Raw genomic sequence first — 16,402 nt, forward strand, 5'->3', positions numbered from 1 at the left:
AAGTCAGGAGAACACAATGGCAAGAATGAAATTTATCTGTGACACGGAACGTTGCATCGAATGTAACGGTTGTGTCACTGCTTGTAAAAATGATAATGAAGTACCTTGGGGCGTCAATCGTCGCCGTGTTGTTACGGTAAATGACGGCATCATCGGACAGGAAAAATCGATTTCAGTTGCTTGTATGCACTGTACCGATGCACCTTGTATGGCTGTGTGCCCAGTAGATTGCTTCTACCGTACTGATGAAGGCGTTGTCCTTCATGACAAAGATATTTGCATTGGTTGCGGCTACTGCTCATTTGCCTGCCCATTTGGCGCACCACAGTTCCTAAGTCAAGGCGCTTTCGGTACTCGCAGCAAGATGGATAAGTGCACATTCTGTAGTGGCGGTCCAGAAGCGAATGGTAGCGTTGCTGAGTTTGAGAAGTATGGTCGTAATCGCTTGGCAGAAGGTAAGTTACCTCTGTGCGCTGAAATGTGCTCTACCAAGGCTTTGATTGGTGGCGATAGCGATATCATCTCTGGCATCTTTAATAACCGTGTTGCTACTCGTGAAAAGAATGGCAAGTACGCTGGTTCTAAAGCTTTTGGTTGGACCACTGCATATGGTGGGCCTGATACTCCAGCGCCAACCCCAACGGCAGCTGCAAAAATTCCAGGAGCTAAATAATGAAATTCAATTTCAAAACTCTTGGGTTGTGTTTTGCAGCAGCAACTCTGTTGGCCGCATGTTCTGAGCCACCAGAAATTGCAGCCAAAGCGGCGAAGCGTCCTGACGTTGCCCCATACATGGGTGCAGACAATGGTTTCATGACCAAGAACTGGGCTCCAAAAAATCAAGCCAGTTGGACTGAATCCGTTGATAAGCGCACTCAGGGTCAAAATGAATACAGTCGCGTTAAGTGATCAACTAAATAACAATAAATAAAACGAAAACGTTTAAGGACATGTGTATGAAACGATCATTTTCTAAAGTTCTACGCACTTTGGTGGTGGCTGCTGGTTTGTCGCTGACCCTGGCGAGCGGAATAAGTTATGCAGAGCGTGGAGCAATGGCGCCTTTGCCCTCTCCTAGCGGAGTGGATATTCCACCTAAATCAGTGCCAGCTAACCCTAATGCCTTAGCTAATGGAACTCAGGCGCAGTCACAACCAGCCAACCCATCTATTTTTACATCTGCTAATAGTGATCCATATAACTTTGTCAGCATCCCAGACAAAGAGGCTAGTGTTCTGATTCAGCGTTCTGGTGAGCAGTGGCGTGTGATTCGTAATGGTGTGATTACCGTTTACGGTGGTTGGTTGTTGGCGATTGCCTTCTTCGGTATTGCAGCCGTCTTTATTATCAAGGGCCCAATCAAATTACATGCGCCGCTATCTGGTCAAAAAATCAAACGGTTTAATGGCTTTGAGCGCTTTACCCACTGGGTAATGGCTGTGAGTTTTATTGGACTTGCTGTAACTGGTGGCCTGATTTTGTGGGGTAAGTATTTTGCTATGCCTTTGATGGGCGGCGTTGCTTACGGCACCTTCCTCAATATTTGCAAAAATATTCACAACTATTCTGGTCCCTTATTTACTCTGAGCGTAGTGATTTTCTTCTTACTCTTTGCCACTAGAAATATCCCAGGGCAAGGCGATCTGACTTGGATCAAGTCATTTGGTGGAATGTTTGGTGGAAAGCATCCTCCTGCTGGCTTCTTTAACTTCGGTGAAAAAATTTGGTTTTGGTTTGGTATGACCTTCCTAGGCTTGGTGATCTCGGGCTCTGGTCTTGTACTGGATATGATCGTACCGTTTATGCAGGTTGAGTACATCCGCGGAACCATGCAGATTGCTAATATTATTCACGGCGGTGCATCAGTTCTAATGATGACTATGGCTATGGGTCATATTTATATTGGTTCAATTGGTATGCAGGGTTCTTCCGATGGCATGATGTCTGGCTACGTTGATGCAACCTGGGCTAAAGAGCATCATGAGCTCTGGTACAACAAAGTTAATAAATAAGGATAAAGCCATGAAAAAAATCATTGCTTTCACACTCTGCGCATTTACTGCTGCTTCTGTCATGGCTGCATTGCCTCCATTAACTCCGGAAGCGCAAGAAGCTGCAGCATTAGCTAAGGCAAAAGCTGCTTACGGTGATAGAGTTGGCGCTTTTCAGCTTTGCCAAGCTCAAAATCGCGTTGCTGATCGCTTTAAAGTGGCTGGTACAGCAGCGCCTGCTGCTTGCGTAGCTCCGCCACCATTTGTTGCTCCTGTAGCAGCAGCACCTGCGGCGAAGTAATTAGTCAGCGATTAATTCTTGATGTAGGTAGCGTTTAGCAGCCTGTGTTTGAGGATTCAAAAAGAAGGGGCCTACGGGTCCCTTTTCTTTTATCTCACCATGATCAATAAAGATAATGTATTGCGCAAGTCTTTGCACTTGAGCGAGTTGATGTGATGAAAAAATAACATCAGTATTTTGTACATCAAACTGGCGAATCATTTCTTCAACTTGCTCAGTAGTATTCGGATCTAAGTTTGCGGTGGGCTCATCTAGCAAGACTAAGTTTGGCTTTTGCAAAATTGCTCTCCCAAGGCAAAGCTTCTGCCTCTCACCAGCAGAGAGTTTGTGAGCAGGGGTGGAGGCTAATTCCCCCAAGCCAACTTGTTCAATAACTTCTTCAATTGCCTCATCAGTAATCGTAGAGTCTGCATCTCTAACCATACTTAAATTCGTTTTAGTAGAGGCTTTAATCATTGGAGTGTGATGCAAAACCAATGCAGTCTTATTGGCAAACGAGTAACTCACTGTTCCAGTATCTGGTTTGATGAGTCCATCTAGTAATTTTAAAAAGGTAGTTTTGCCTGCCCCATTGGGACCAATGCAAGCAGTAATACGGTCAGCTGGAATGATCGCATGCTGAATATTGAGAATAACCCGACCATTACTTTTGACAGTGATATCGCGTAGCTCGATAAATCTTTCGAATTGCTCTGTCATATCAACCATAGCGACGCTCCGCTACTTGACGAACTGCAAACGTAAATAGGTTGGCTAATAGAACAATTCCAAGCAAGACAATACCTAAGGCAAGCGCTAAGGGCAGATCACCCTTGCTGGTTTCTAAGGCGATTGCAGTAGTCATGGTTCTGGTTGAATTTTGAATATTGCCGCCCACAATCATCACAGCGCCAACCTCAGAAATTGCTCTAGCAAGGCCAGCTAGGATGGCAATGGTGAGAGAGAAACGGCAATCCCAAATAAGCCACTTAAAGCGTGCCATCGATGGCAATCTGAGGCTTAAGAAGGTATCACGATGAATTCTCCAGGAATCTTCTAAGATTTGACGACTCAGGGCAGCAATTAAGGGTGTTGTCAGAAGCGTTTGAGCCACAATCATGCCCTTGGGTGTAAACAGCCATCCCCATGCCCCCATGGGGCCTGAACGAGACAGCATGAGGTAAACCAAGACCCCGACAATTACCGTTGGAACTCCCATTAAGGTATTGAGGCCAATAACAATCGATTTTTTGCCTGTAAATTCTTCAGTGGCCAATAAGGCGCCCAGGGGAAGGCCAATCAGGGTTCCAAAGAGTAGGGCAGTTAAGCTGACCTGGAGGGAAACCAGGACGATTCCCAGAACCCCACCATCTAGATGGGCCAGCAAGGCTAGGGCGTCTTCAAAAGCGGTCAACATGGGCTTGATTCTATCAAGGCAATGGCAAAATGAGCTTAATGCAATCTAAATCCCTATTTTCCGACTGATGGCCGAAGTAGTTTGCCTCTGCAACGAGATCCTTGACGAGGATCTACGCGAGTATCTGGATACTCATCCAATCGACTCAATAGAGGAGTTGCGAGAGCAGGCATCTATTTGCAATAAATGTATGCAGTGCCAAGATTTGGTTGAGGGTGAGATTTATTTGGCACGCGTTCGACGGCAGCGTGCGGCAGGGCAGTTTTAATGACTCACAGTAGAGGCGCTCGCTTTACTGTTATGAGTATGAATGTGCATAAAGGAGTTTCTCCTTTGTATAGGCACTCTACTATTTATCAGTTGCGACAAAGAATGCGCAATCATCATCCAGACTTATTGTTTCTTCAAGAATTACAGCAAGAGCATCGAGGAAGAATTCGGCGATTTGGTCAATGGCCTTTAACTGAGCTCACCCACTTTCTATCGGAAGACTTTTGGCATGACTGGCATTATGGAAAAAATATGGAGTACCCAGATGGCCATCATGGTAATGCCATTTTGTCGAAGCATCCGCTGCATAAAGGCCTTAATTACGATATTTCTGCGTATCGTTTTGAAAGAAGAGGGTTGTTGCATAGCGTGACCCAACTCGATGGAGCCGATCAACCCATTCATTGTTTCTGCGTGCACTTAGCCTTATTTGAGCGGGGTAGAGAGCGTCAGTTGGAGCAAATCATGCGACATATTGAAGAGTTGACCCAGCAAGGCCCAACCATTGTCGCTGGAGACTTTAATGATTGGCGTAATCGAGTAGGCGCACCAATGAAAGCGGCTGGTTTTGAAGAAGTATTTGAAGTCTTAACTGGCTCGCCAGCGAAGACTTTCCCTAGCGTCAAGCCCTTATTGGCAATGGATCGGATTTATGTGCGTGGACTGAAGATTCATTCTGCAGAAATATTGCACGATTGGATGAAATTATCTGATCATCTAGGTATAGCAGCAGAACTGGAATTGATATGAACGACCTACTCAGTATTTTTCTAAAACACACTTTCGAGCTCAATATTAATTGGCTTTTATTGATTCATTTCATATTGGTGACTTACTTTATTGGCGTGATTATTTCTGTTAGAAGGCCGGTGGGTGTGGCATTTGCATGGATCTTTATTGTGATGACTTTTCCTGTTCTAGGAATTAGTTTATATGTCCTGATTGGTGAACGTCCTGTAGGTCGTAAACTCACCAGAAAAATTACCCGCATGAATCTCGAATACACGCAGATTACTGAAAAAGTATGCCAAGACTATGCGGAAGATAGGCAGCAAATGCCTTTGGAGGGTAGGGCCTTAAGTCTTTTGGCGGAAGCTAAAAATGGCTCACCTGTTGTTGCTGGCAATCAGCTTGAGTTGCATACGGATTCACTGGAGATTTTGCAGTGCTTTATTAGTGAAATTAATCAGGCAAAGAAAAGTCTTCATCTAGAGTTTTATGTCTGGGCATTAGGCGGTGCTGCTGATGAAGTTGGTGAGGCCTTGATTGCTGCAGCCAGACGAGGAGTTGCTTGCCGTGTGCTACTAGACTCCTTGGGAAGTAAGGACTGGTTTAAGTCTAAATGGCCAGCGCGCTTTCGTAATGCTGGCATTCAGGTAACTGAAGCCTTACCCATTCAGATTGGTCGATTCCAGTTTAGACGTGCGGATTTACGTTTACATCGAAAAATATTTGTGGTGGATGGCGCTTTTGTTTGGACGGGCAGCATGAATCTGGTTGACCCCCGTACTTTTAAGCAAGGCTCAGGAGTAGGCGAGTGGGTCGATGCCATGGTTCGTGTGGAGGGACCCGTTGCTGCGCAGTTTGAGTTGACCTTTGCTTTTGATTGGAGTGTAGATAATCCCAGTATTACCCACTTTACCGAGTGTGTTCCGACTCAAGCACCTCATAAGGGCGCTGCGATAGCCCAGAAACTCGCTTCTGGGCCCGTGTATCGCGATGATATTTTGTATCAAGTGCTGCTTTCTGCAATTATTGATGCACGAGAAGAGCTCACCATTACCACTCCATACTTTGGTCCGGATGATGGCTTATTACAAGCGCTCATGGCAGCTGCTAGAAGGGGTGTCAATGTCACCCTGATTATTCCAAAGTTAAATGACTCAACCTTAGTCGCTTGGAGTAGTAAAAGTTATTACGCCGACTTATTAGGATCAGGAGTCAAGATTGCAGAGTTTGGCGGCGGACTGCTTCATACTAAAAGCTTATTGGTCGATAAAAGAATCGCCATTTTTGGATCAGTCAATTTTGATCAGAGAAGCCTGCGTTTGAACTTTGAGATTAGCCTGATTGTGTACAACGACGATTTCTGCGTCAAGCTACAAAAGCTCATTGATACGTATTTGGAAAAATCAGATTATATCGACTTTGATGTTTGGTCAAAACGGCCGCGTTGGCGTCACTACTTAGAAAATGCCGCTCATCTCACCTCGCCGCTGCTTTAAATTGCGCCGCTAGCGCGCATGCTCGCAATATCAGACTCTGTCATACCCAACTCTTTTAAGATGGAATCAGTGTGTTCGCCTACGGCCGGAATGGGATCCATGCGATAGTCGTAGCTGTCATTTAATCCTGGCGGTAAAAGAGCTGCAATATTGCCGTTAGGAGTGCCCACTTCAGTAAATCGATTTCGGGCTTTAAGCTGCTCATGCTTCCAAAGGCCTTCCATGTCGTTCAGATGAGCGTTCGCAATTTGAGCCTGATCCAGCTTGGCAATTAGTTGCTCCGCAGTGAGCTTGCTAAAGCAGGAATTAATAATTTCGAGCAATTCAGCACGTTTTTCATTGCGCTTGTAATTTTTATCAAAGCGCTCATCTTGAGCAAGTGCAGGATTCTCTAGTACCGCTTCACAGAACTTCACCCACTCTCGCTCGTTTTGAAGCCCCAGCATGACCGTTTTGCCATCGCCAGCTTTGAAGGGGCCGTATGGGTAAATGGTGGCATGCGATGCGCCGTTTCTGGATGGTGGATTAGCACCCTTATAGGCGTAGTAAAGCGGAAAGCTCATCCATTCGCTCAGTGCCTCGAGCATAGAGATATCAATGACTGTCCCTTTGCCCGTTTTTCCTCTTTGCAAAAGGGCTGCCAAGATATTGGTGTAGGCATACATACCAGCAGCAATATCGGCAATGGAGTTACCAGCCTTGCTAGGGGTTTCTGGCGTTCCGGTAATGGATAGAAAGCCTGCCTCACTTTGGATTAAAAGATCGTAAGCTTTTTTATCACGATAGGGACCGTCATTGCCATAACCTGAAATGGCACACAGGATAAGCCCCGGATTTTCTTGTTGCAATGCCTGCGCAGTAAGTCCCATGCGGGCAGCTGCTCCAGGAACCAGGTTTTGAATAAAGACATCAGCAGTTTTCAGTAAAGTCTTGAGTACTGCCAAAGCAGAATCTTGCTTAAGGTCGAGCGTTAAACTTTCTTTTGAGCGATTGACCCACGCAAAGTGGGATGAGAGACCATTAACCTGGGTGTCGTAGCCCCTCGCAAAATCACCATCACCAGGACGCTCAATCTTAATGACGCGAGCACCCAGATCAGCTAGCTGCCGAGTGCAGAAGGGGGCAGCAATGACATGCTCTAGCGCAACAACAGTAATTCCATCTAGCGGACGGATGCTCATCTCAATAACCTATTAGAACGATCTTGGTAAGCCAAGAACATGTTCGGCCATATAGGAATAAATCAAGTTTGTTGAGATTGGCGCGACTTGATAAAGGCGGGTTTCCCTAAATTTACGTTCAACATCATATTCATTAGCAAAACCAAAGCCACCATGAGTTTGTAAGCAAACGTTTGCTGCCTCCCACGATGCTTTAGCAGCTAAGTATTTAGACATATTGGCCTCGGGTCCGCAGGGTTGGTGATTATCAAATAGCTCACAGGCCCTAAAACGCATCAGATTGGCAGCCTCAGTTTCAATATAGCTATCGGCAATTGGAAACTGAATCCCCTGATTTTTTCCAATCGGGCGATCAAATACTACGCGGTCATTGGCATAGCGACGGGCGCGATCAATAAACCAATAGGCATCACCAATACATTCTGCTGCAATCAGAACACGTTCTGCATTAAGGCCATCGAGGATGTATTTAAATCCTTGACCCTCTGTACCAATCAGGTTTTCTGCTGGTATTTCTAAGTTATCAAAGAACACTTCATTGGTTTCATGGTTCACCATATTGGCGATGGGTCTAACCTCCATGCCTTTACCGATCGCATCTGCAAGATTGACGATGAAGATCGACATCCCTTCGGATTTGCGCTGCACCTCATTGAGCGGAGTAGTGCGCGCTAGCAAAATCATCAGATCAGAATGTTGAATACGAGAGATCCAAACTTTCTGGCCATTGATAATGTATTTATCTCCTTTTTTGACCGCAGTAGTTTTTAGTTTGGTGGTATCAGTGCCAGTAGTGGGCTCTGTAACCGCCATACTCTGCAGACGCAATTGCCCGCTGGCAATTTTCGGTAGATACATTTTTTTCTGTTCTTCAGACCCATGGCGAAGTAAGGTTCCCATGTTGTACATCTGACCATGACAGGAGCCAGCGTTGCCGCCTGCGAAGTTAATTTCTTCCATGATGACGGAGGCTTCGGCCAAACCCAATCCTGAACCACCATACTCTTCTGGTATCAATGCCGCTAACCACCCGGCTTCGGTCATGGCATCTACAAAAGCCTCTGGGTAGCCCCGCTCATGGTCTACTTTTTGCCAATAGGCGGAGTCAAATTTTCCGCAGAGGTCGCGTAAGGCCTCACGTATTTCTTGATACTGGTCTGGCTTGGGAATAGGGTGATTCATGAAACTCTCGTTTTATCAGTTTTATGGATTATTTTTGGGTGCAGACGCTAGTTTAAGCAAGATTTGAAAATCTTGGAGAATGATGGAAATCAGGTGAAAATAGCCTCAATAATCTGTACCTAAAGATAAATAAGGGATAAGCGCTTTCTCATGCACAAGAATCACCAACAAATTCTTTCTGGGGTCAAAGTTTTGGAGTTAGGTCAGCTTATTGCTGGCCCATTTGCCTCAAAAACACTGGCTGATTTTGGGGCAGAAGTGATTAAGGTAGAGTCTCCAGGCGCAGGTGATCCACTACGTAAGTGGCGCCTGCTACATGAGGGAACATCAGTTTGGTGGCAAGCCCAATCACGTAATAAACAATCGATTTGCCTAGATCTGCGCGTCAAGGAAGGTCAGGCGATTGCCAGAAAGCTAGCACTTGAAGCAGATGTCGTCATTGAGAACTTTCGACCAGGCACATTAGAGAAGTGGGGCTTGGGCTGGGAAGAATTGCATGAAGCAAATCCAAAACTGATTATGTTGCGCATCTCTGGTTATGGCCAGGATGGGCCTAGGCGTGATGAGCCTGGTTTTGCAGCAATTGGAGAGGCGATGGCTGGCTTGCGTTACATCACGGGGCATCCAAATGAAGTGCCAGTGAGGGCAGGCGTATCGCTTGGAGATACGATTGCAGGCTTGCATGGTGCGCTTGGCGTATTACTTGCTTTGTACGAGCGAGATGCTCGTGGTGGTCAGGGTCAAATGATTGACGTCGCTTTATATGAAGCAGTGTTTAATTTAACCGAAAGCCTATTGCCAGAGTATTCGGCATTTGGTGCAATACGTCAGCCTGCAGGCGGTGCTTTGCCCGGGATTGCCCCTTCTAATGCCTATTTGTGCGCTGATGGACAGTATGTCTTGATCGCTGGTAACGGCGATTCTATTTATAAGCGCTTGATGACCTTAATTGGAAGGACCGACTTGGGTGAAGACCCAGATTTGGCTTTTAATGATGGTCGCGCTAAGCGCGTTGTTGAGATTGATGCGGCAATTAATGCTTGGACGAAAACATTAAGTCTTGATGAAGTTCTGAGAGGTTTGCTTGAGGCAGAGGTCCCGTCTGGCAAGATTTATACGGCAAAAGATATTGCTGAGGATCCTCACTACCATGCGCGCGGTGTGATCGAGACCGTGCAAGCAGCGAGCGGCCTTAAAGTACAGGTCCCTGGAATCATTCCTAAGCTTTCGCAAAATCCCGGATCAATTCGTTATCGCGCTCCGACATTAGGAGAGCATACTGATGAGGTGCTTAAATCTGCTGGCCTGACTGAAGAACAAATTAGGATCCTAAAAAAGTCTGGGGTCCTCTCTTAATGGATCATACGCTCCAGCATTTTTTTGGATGGTTTGGTATGCCATCCATTGGATTACCAGCTGTTTTTATTAGTGCCTTTGTTTCTGCTACCTTACTGCCGATTGGTTCGGAGCCCATTCTATTTGGGTATACCGAACTGAATCCCGATATGTATTGGATTGCGATCTTGGTTGCAACCGTTGGCAACACTATGGGCGGTATGTTTGATTGGTGGTTAGGCCTCATTTCTCGAAATGGTTTTGAGTCATTAAAAGGCCCAACTCAAAGCCGTATGCAACTTTGGCTAGAAAAGCGGGGTCCTAAGATGCTGCTCTTGTCTTGGCTGCCTGGCTTTGGGGACCCTCTTTGTATCGCAGCAGGCTGGCTGCGCTTGGCCTGGTTTCCATGCTTAATCTACATGTTCATTGGAAAACTACTACGCTACCTCACGATGACGTGGTTGCTAACCTTAGTCCCCAATAGTTTTTGGCACCAATTGGGGCATTGGTTTCGCCTAATCTAAAACCTCGATAGCAAGTTACTTAAACTGCGCAGTACTTTTGCTGTATCTCGTCGTTGTTTAAGAGATTTTGTGCAGTGTCTTGGAACACGATTTCACCTTGATCAAGAATATAAGCGCGATCTGAGATCTTCAAAGCTTTCTGCACATTTTGCTCGACCAAGAGAATAGTGAGGCCCTGTTGCTTGAGTTTTGCGAATAACTCAAACATCTCTTCAACCAGGACTGGCATGATGCCCTCGGATGGCTCATCTAACAAGATCGCCTTAGGCTTAGCAATCATTGCTCTTGCAATCGCTAGCATCTGCTGCTCTCCTCCTGACATCGATGTACCGTCTTGGTGAAGACGCTCTTTGAGTCTCGGAAATGTTTCAGCAATTTCATCGACAAGAATATTCATATCCCCACGGTTTTTTTGGCTAATCACACCTAACTCTAAATTTTCTTTGACGGTGAGACCTGGAACAATGCGGCGATCTTCAGGAACATACGCTAAACCCAGGTGAAAGCGTTCATGTGCAGGTAAATCTAAAAAAGATACGCCATCAATAGAGGCTTTGCCTTGACGTTTAGGTAGTAATCCCATCAGTGATCGTAGGGTAGTGGTCTTACCAGCACCATTGCGCCCCATCAGAGTCACAATTTCACCTTTATTAACGTCTAAAGAGATTCCTTGCAGGACGTGACTTCGGTCGTACCAGGCATTTAAGTTTTCAATGCGTAACATAGGGCGCCTTCAATTTAACCTTGGCCTAGGTACACTCTGCGTACCTCAGCATTATTTTGAATTTCTTCGGGGGAGCCTTCTGCCAAGAACTCACCATGATGAAGAACGATAATCCGTTTACACAGACCCATAATCAGTTTCATTTTATGTTCTACCAAGATCACAGTGCGCTCATTGGCCAAGGTCTTAATGAGCTCCATCATGACCAGCGTTTCTTCTGGCGACATGCCGGCAGTCGGCTCATCTAGAAGTAGCAGGCTGGGGTTGCAGGCTAGAGCCATTGCAATCTCTAATGCGCGTTGCTGACCATGAGCGAGATCACCTGTTTTTTTATTACGCAGGTGTTGAAGATTAACGCGGCGTAAGAGTTGATCTGCGAGCTCGATTGGTTCAGCATAACTTTGTGCATTACGAATAAAGTTATAGCGGGCAGTTTCCATTTGCGCAGCTACGCGGACATTTTCATGAACAGTCAGCTGCTTAAATACATTGGTAATTTGAAAGCTCTTAGAAATTCCGATACGAGCAAACTCGTGCTGCTGTAAGCCAGTAATGTCTTTGCCGTTAAATAATATTTGACCGCTGGTAGGGGGGAATGCGCCACTGAGTACATTAAAGAAAGTACTTTTACCAGCACCATTCGGGCCAATAATGGCAGTTAATGTTCCAGGCATAAAACTGGTCGAAACATTTTGCAGTGCTTTGAACTTGCCAAAACTTTTACTAACGTGACGTGCTTCAAGAATAGGGGTATTGTTTACGCTATTCATTATTTTGAATCCTGCTGAATATGGAGTTTGCTCAAAATACTTCCCCAGATACCCTTGGGGAAGAACAATACAAAGAACATGAACACTAAACCGACAACAGCCATCCAATGCTTGGTGAAGGTGGTGACAACATCTTCGAGATAGAGCATGACTGCTGCACCTATGAAGGGCCCAAAGAATGTACCCATACCACCCAGAATACTCATCATCACAGCTTGACCAGACTGGAGGTAATGCAGGGAATCAATCGGCACAATCGAGAGATGCAGGGCTCGCAGTGAGCCAGCTAGTCCGCAGATAGCTGCAGACAATACAAATACCAGTAATTTTGTTTTAGCAACATCAAAGCCGCAGGCTGCAGCACGCTTCTCATTCTCTCGAATGGCTTCCATCACAGCCCCTAAAGGAGAGTTCAGAATGCGTGAGATCAGCCAAATAGCAATGACTACAAAAAAGAGAATGATGTAATACTTCACTAGTGGGTTTAAAAAATCCACAGGCATACCTAAGATGTTGAATGAGTCAACTCGAACGCCGCGTAAACCATTTTCACCACCAGTCAGGCTCTCAGCTTTATAAAAAACATAGTAAACAATTTGACCAAGCGCTAAGGTCACCATCGAGAAATAGATACCTCTGGTACGAATTGCTAAGAAGCCCATCATGAGTCCGCCGATGGCAGCGCCAATAATGCCAATCAAAATAGCCGCTGCCCAAGGCACTCCATAGTGAACAATGGCAATTCCAGTAAGGTAGCTGCCGATACCCAAGAAAGCAGCGTGACCAAAAGAGAGCAGGCCCATATAGCCAAACAATAGATTGAAGCCCATGGCAAATAAGCCAAAGATCAGGATATTGATTGCCAAAGCCTCATAGGGCATGATGAATGGAAAGATTGCTAAGAAGACCGTGCTGGCTAAAACACGGTGACGTGCAATGAGTTGGAAAAATGAATTCATATATTTACGGGGCCTTAGCCCATTGCCCCCGCTTTACCAAATAAGCCTTGTGGGCGGATCAACAACACTACAGCCATCAATACAAAAATAGAAAGCTCTGCAAGCTCTGGAAAAAATAAGGAAGTCATGCTGTAGACAACGCCAACTAAAAGGCCAGCGATAACAGCGCCAACAGGCGAGCCCATGCCACCAACGACCGTGACTACAAAAGATTCAGCTAGGATAGGAATACCCATTTCTGGGTTTACAGAGCGCGTTGGTGCTGCCAAGATGCCTGATAGGCCTGCAATGGCGCAGCCTAAGCCAAATACGAGTAACCAGACCTTAGCGATATCAACACCCAGTACTTTGACAATTTCTTGATCAGCAGCACCGGCTTTAATAATGAGGCCATAGCGGGTTTTTTGAATAAAGAACCACACACCCAAAATAATGAGGGCGGTAGCAGCAATGAGAAAGAGACGATATTTGGGAAAGTAGCCAATGCCAACATTCATAGTGCCGCCAAGGCCCTCTGGAGTCATGGATGGAAGGCCTTCAATACCAAAGGTGACTCGCATGGCTTCAATCAGAACATACGAAAGGCCGAAGGTGAGTAGTAATGGGTAGTCTAGGCCGCGACCATAAAGTGGTCTTACTAGGAATCTTTCCGTCAGTAAGCCAAGGCAGCCTGTAAGTAGTGGCGTTAACAATAGGCTGAACCAGAAATTTCCTGTGATTCCCAAAAAATAAACGCCTAAAAATGCGCCCACCATAAAGAAAGCGCCATGGGCAAAGTTCACCACATTGAGCATGCCAAAAATCAGGCACAAGCCAAGAGCAAGGAGTGCATAAATACTTCCCAGAGCAATGCCCGTAAGAAGTTGCATGCATAAAAGTTCGAAAGTCAGACCGGTCATAAATGTACTCAGAAAAACTCCCCTTGACCAATGAAGGTCAGGGGGAGTGAACCAGGGTAAATCAGCGATTTACCCTGAAATAGTGTCTTAGGCTTTGTGGCCTAGCTCTTCGCAGCTACGCATATTTTTCTCAGTAGTCGGTTCAATAGTCAGAATGTTAAAGACGTCGTACTTGTCTTTCATATTCTTCGATTTGGACTCAACAATGATGACGGTTTGAACGGCTTGGTGATCGCATTTGCGATAGTACTCAGGACCTTTGTACCAGTCATACTTCAGGGTCTCCATTGCAGCGATCACTTTTGCGGTATCGGTGGACTTGGCAATTTTGACCGAGGCTAGCACGCTTTTTATACCGGCATATCCTAGTGCACCATAGTCAGAGGGTACTGAGCCGTTATACATTTTTCGGAAAGCATCATTAAATGTTTTCGCAGTTGGGATGCGATCTTCAAGACCCCAATAGTATGAGGTGCCGCCAATGATGCCTTCGAAGGCTTCAGGTCCGCCAGCAAGACGCGCTGTATAGAGAAGCACAGGCGTCACAATTTTCATGCTGGATTTAAGGCCAAAGTCAGTACATTGTTTTGCAGAGTTAACAAGGTCACGACCAAAGTTGCAGAGAACCAAAATATCTGGGTTCAATGCTTTAATGCGCGGCAAGAACGCAGAGTAATCAGATGCACCTAGTGGATGACGAATATCAGCCAAAGTGGTAGCACCCATTTCCTTACCAGCACGCTCAAATGCCCGCACCATTTCATGGCCATAAGCATAGTCAGCCGTTAAAAATACAATCTTTTTGCCAAAACGAGGAATGGAGTAGCGCGCAAGAGCGCCAGCTGTCATTGTTGGGTTTAAGGCCTCATGGAAGGTATATATGCTCCAGTCTTTTACTTCATTAATGGCGTCAGACTGACTAATAGAATTGAACAGGATCTTACGTTCTTTGCAAACTGCATTAATGGAGAGCTGGGTGGCTGCGGATAGTGAGCCAACCACATAGTTCACTTTATCTTTTTCAATCAACTCTAAGGTGCGAGTTGCAGCCTCACCTGGATTGAGCTTGTCATCACGAACCAGTAACTCTGCTTTACGACCGTTGAATCCGCCAGCATCATTAAACTCTTTAATAGCTAACTCAGCAGCTTTGACCTGGTCTTGTGCTTCCGCAGAAAACGGTCCAGTTAGTGGAACTGGAAAGCCAATCTTAATTGTGTCGGCTTGCGCATTCGCAACATTTAACCAAAGTGGTGTGCTGGCAGCAGCAGCTCCACCAATCAACATCTTTCTTCTAGTTTGATTCGTTACTTTTTGTTTCATGGTTATCTCCTCCATTTAAAACTTTGTTTGAATAAGAACACTTTTTATTACACAAATCTTAACTGAATGCACCAATTAATGGATGGATTCAGGCACTGCTTTCCCTGCGGCTAATAAGGCACTGATATCTATAGCGGTTTCTGCCATTACAGTACTCGCATTTCTTTTGAGCTTATCGTTATCCCTTGCCCCTTTAATGCCTTGGGCTTGCATATAGCGACCCAAATACTGAGCTCTAGCAACTACCTGTTGCCCTAATTTTAGGCGTTCGTTCCCATAGGCCTGAAGGGCTTCTGGAGTGGCGCCCAGGCTAGCAATATGCTTGGCAATGACGATAGCCTCATCCCCAGCTTTCGTCACCCCCATTCCGACATGTGGTCTACCCACAAATGCTGCATCGCCCATTAAAGCGATTCTTCCGAAAACAATCTCTTCGGAGCGAACGTCATAGATAGCCTGCAGAAATGGCGAAGCTGTTTTTTCTAGTATTTCTGCGTATTGAGGTGCCAAAATCTTTTGAGCTAGCTCCCGCATGTGTGCAATATGTTTTTGGGAAACTTTGAGGGGCGGAATACCGGTTGGGTAATAGTGCCCATCATCATCGGTAAGAAGGCTGACTAGTTCTTGAGTCTCTGAGGCAGGCCGGTACCAAACAAAGTTATAGCGACGTTTTCCTGGACGAGTGTCATTACCAGATCCAGCTACTGGATACCCCAACATCTGCTCCCCATTCGGAAGACAAAATCCAAAGTAATTAAAGAGTGTATCTAGCGTGTGCTGAGATAGCGTTGATTCATCACATACTCCGCGCCACGCAATATAGCCTGCATATTCTGGCCCGATCTCTGGAGCAAGTTGCGCTCTTACTCCTGAGCGAATACCGTCGGAAGCAATTACTAGCTCCGCTTCATAATGACTGTTATCTTCGCAGCCAACTTTAACTGAACTAGCATCCTGCGTAACTGTTTTTACAGTTTTACCTTGTAGGTAGCGCTCAGTTGGAAAGCTTTCCTTGAGCATGTGATACAGGCGACTCCACGAGGTGAGTATTTGAGGTAGCTCCATTTCACCAAGAGTTTGCCCATCGGCACCTAAAGTGACACGCTTTGTCACGTGCACTCCGAGAGAATCATCAACCCTTACGCCCGAAGCACGCAAGGCCTCGGCCAATGCATCGTGAGTAACAATACCTGCGCCACGACCATCTAGTGAGCCGGTTGCTTTTTCTAGCAAGGTGACGTCATGACCTTGACGCAGCAACATATTTGCTGCGAACAAGCCGCCAAGAGATCCGCCAACCACCAGTATTTTTGCCATGTCTT

General features: G+C 45.8%; 19 protein-coding genes. 9 read left to right on the top strand and 10 right to left on the bottom strand.

Annotated elements, in window-relative coordinates; genetic code table 11:
- The first annotated feature begins 16 nt into the window (after positions 1 to 16).
- The 4 genes from fdh3B to ICN31_RS01490 are packed head-to-tail and all read left to right on the top strand — an operon-like array spanning position 17 to position 2,292.
- Positions 17 to 673, top strand: a complete 657-nt coding sequence (gene fdh3B, locus ICN31_RS01475) for a formate dehydrogenase FDH3 subunit beta (RefSeq protein ID WP_088524618.1) — start codon at positions 17 to 19, stop codon at positions 671 to 673.
- On the top strand, positions 673 to 909 hold the full coding sequence (locus tag ICN31_RS01480) for a hypothetical protein (protein ID WP_216257908.1): 237 nt from the start codon (positions 673 to 675) through the stop codon (positions 907 to 909). Before fdh3B ends, ICN31_RS01480 begins: the two co-directional genes overlap by 1 nt.
- A gap of 47 nt (positions 910 to 956) precedes the next feature.
- Positions 957 to 2,012, top strand: coding sequence for a formate dehydrogenase subunit gamma (locus tag ICN31_RS01485; RefSeq protein WP_216257910.1), 1,056 nt, complete (start codon positions 957 to 959; stop codon positions 2,010 to 2,012).
- 10 nt (positions 2,013 to 2,022) lie between these two features.
- On the top strand, positions 2,023 to 2,292 hold the full coding sequence (locus tag ICN31_RS01490) for a hypothetical protein (protein ID WP_216257912.1): 270 nt from the start codon (positions 2,023 to 2,025) through the stop codon (positions 2,290 to 2,292).
- Here ICN31_RS01490 and ICN31_RS01495 read toward each other — a convergent pair whose 3' ends face one another.
- Both ICN31_RS01495 and ICN31_RS01500 read right to left on the bottom strand, forming a co-directional pair.
- Positions 2,293 to 3,000, bottom strand: coding sequence for an ATP-binding cassette domain-containing protein (locus ICN31_RS01495; protein WP_216257914.1), 708 nt, complete (start codon positions 2,998 to 3,000; stop codon positions 2,293 to 2,295). It abuts the gene before it with no gap.
- The gene (locus ICN31_RS01500; protein WP_216257916.1) at positions 2,993 to 3,688 is read right to left on the bottom strand and encodes an ABC transporter permease; all 696 of its coding nucleotides are present in this window, start codon (positions 3,686 to 3,688) and stop codon (positions 2,993 to 2,995) included. Before ICN31_RS01500 ends, ICN31_RS01495 begins: the two co-directional genes overlap by 8 nt.
- 67 nt (positions 3,689 to 3,755) lie before the next feature.
- Between ICN31_RS01500 and ICN31_RS01505 the strand changes: the two genes are divergently transcribed.
- Genes ICN31_RS01505 through cls form a run of 3 tightly spaced genes read left to right on the top strand, consistent with a single transcriptional unit; the run spans position 3,756 to position 6,183 of the window.
- Complete coding sequence (locus tag ICN31_RS01505; RefSeq protein ID WP_216257917.1) at positions 3,756 to 3,956, top strand: hypothetical protein; 201 nt, start codon at positions 3,756 to 3,758, stop codon at positions 3,954 to 3,956.
- Entirely contained in the window at positions 3,956 to 4,708 is a 753-nt protein-coding gene (locus tag ICN31_RS01510) for an endonuclease/exonuclease/phosphatase family protein (protein ID WP_216257919.1), read from the top strand. The genes ICN31_RS01505 and ICN31_RS01510 overlap by 1 nt, the downstream gene beginning before the upstream one ends.
- Positions 4,705 to 6,183, top strand: a complete 1,479-nt coding sequence (gene cls / locus ICN31_RS01515; RefSeq protein WP_216257927.1) for a cardiolipin synthase — start codon at positions 4,705 to 4,707, stop codon at positions 6,181 to 6,183. The genes ICN31_RS01510 and cls overlap by 4 nt, the downstream gene beginning before the upstream one ends.
- Here the strand turns inward: cls and ICN31_RS01520 are convergent.
- Entirely contained in the window at positions 6,180 to 7,364 is a 1,185-nt protein-coding gene (locus ICN31_RS01520) for a CaiB/BaiF CoA-transferase family protein (RefSeq protein ID WP_216257929.1), read from the bottom strand. The genes cls and ICN31_RS01520 overlap by 4 nt on opposite strands.
- A 12-nt stretch (positions 7,365 to 7,376) precedes the next feature.
- Complete coding sequence (locus ICN31_RS01525) at positions 7,377 to 8,546, bottom strand: acyl-CoA dehydrogenase family protein (RefSeq protein ID WP_216257930.1); 1,170 nt, start codon at positions 8,544 to 8,546, stop codon at positions 7,377 to 7,379.
- A gap of 150 nt (positions 8,547 to 8,696) precedes the next feature.
- On the opposite strand from ICN31_RS01525, the gene ICN31_RS01530 reads away from it, so the two are divergent.
- A complete protein-coding gene (locus tag ICN31_RS01530) occupies positions 8,697 to 9,902 on the top strand; it encodes a CaiB/BaiF CoA-transferase family protein (protein ID WP_216257932.1) in 1,206 nt (401 codons plus the stop codon).
- Positions 9,902 to 10,405: a YqaA family protein gene (locus ICN31_RS01535; RefSeq protein ID WP_216257934.1), complete on the top strand. Its 504-nt coding sequence runs from the start codon at positions 9,902 to 9,904 to the stop codon at positions 10,403 to 10,405. Before ICN31_RS01530 ends, ICN31_RS01535 begins: the two co-directional genes overlap by 1 nt.
- Positions 10,406 to 10,424: 19 nt before the next feature.
- On the opposite strand, the gene ICN31_RS01540 is transcribed toward ICN31_RS01535, so the two are convergent.
- The 6 genes from ICN31_RS01540 to ICN31_RS01565 form a co-directional block, all read right to left on the bottom strand.
- Positions 10,425 to 11,129: an ABC transporter ATP-binding protein gene (locus ICN31_RS01540; RefSeq protein ID WP_216257936.1), complete on the bottom strand. Its 705-nt coding sequence runs from the start codon at positions 11,127 to 11,129 to the stop codon at positions 10,425 to 10,427.
- Positions 11,130 to 11,143: 14 nt separating this feature from the next.
- Entirely contained in the window at positions 11,144 to 11,899 is a 756-nt protein-coding gene (locus ICN31_RS01545; protein WP_216257938.1) for an ABC transporter ATP-binding protein, read from the bottom strand.
- Entirely contained in the window at positions 11,899 to 12,858 is a 960-nt protein-coding gene (locus ICN31_RS01550; RefSeq protein WP_216257940.1) for a branched-chain amino acid ABC transporter permease, read from the bottom strand. The genes ICN31_RS01545 and ICN31_RS01550 overlap by 1 nt, the downstream gene beginning before the upstream one ends.
- Before the next feature lie 14 nt (positions 12,859 to 12,872).
- Positions 12,873 to 13,727 (bottom strand): branched-chain amino acid ABC transporter permease, encoded by an 855-nt coding sequence (locus ICN31_RS01555; protein ID WP_255530862.1) that lies wholly within the window; start codon positions 13,725 to 13,727, stop codon positions 12,873 to 12,875.
- Between the two features lie 117 nt (positions 13,728 to 13,844).
- Positions 13,845 to 15,080, bottom strand: coding sequence for an ABC transporter substrate-binding protein (locus ICN31_RS01560; protein ID WP_255530863.1), 1,236 nt, complete (start codon positions 15,078 to 15,080; stop codon positions 13,845 to 13,847).
- A gap of 75 nt (positions 15,081 to 15,155) precedes the next feature.
- On the bottom strand, positions 15,156 to 16,397 hold the full coding sequence (locus tag ICN31_RS01565) for an FAD binding domain-containing protein (protein ID WP_216257942.1): 1,242 nt from the start codon (positions 16,395 to 16,397) through the stop codon (positions 15,156 to 15,158).
- Positions 16,398 to 16,402: the final 5 nt, after the last annotated feature.

Source organism: Polynucleobacter sp. UB-Piko-W3 (assembly GCF_018881635.1).
Lineage (GTDB): Bacteria > Pseudomonadota > Gammaproteobacteria > Burkholderiales > Burkholderiaceae > Polynucleobacter.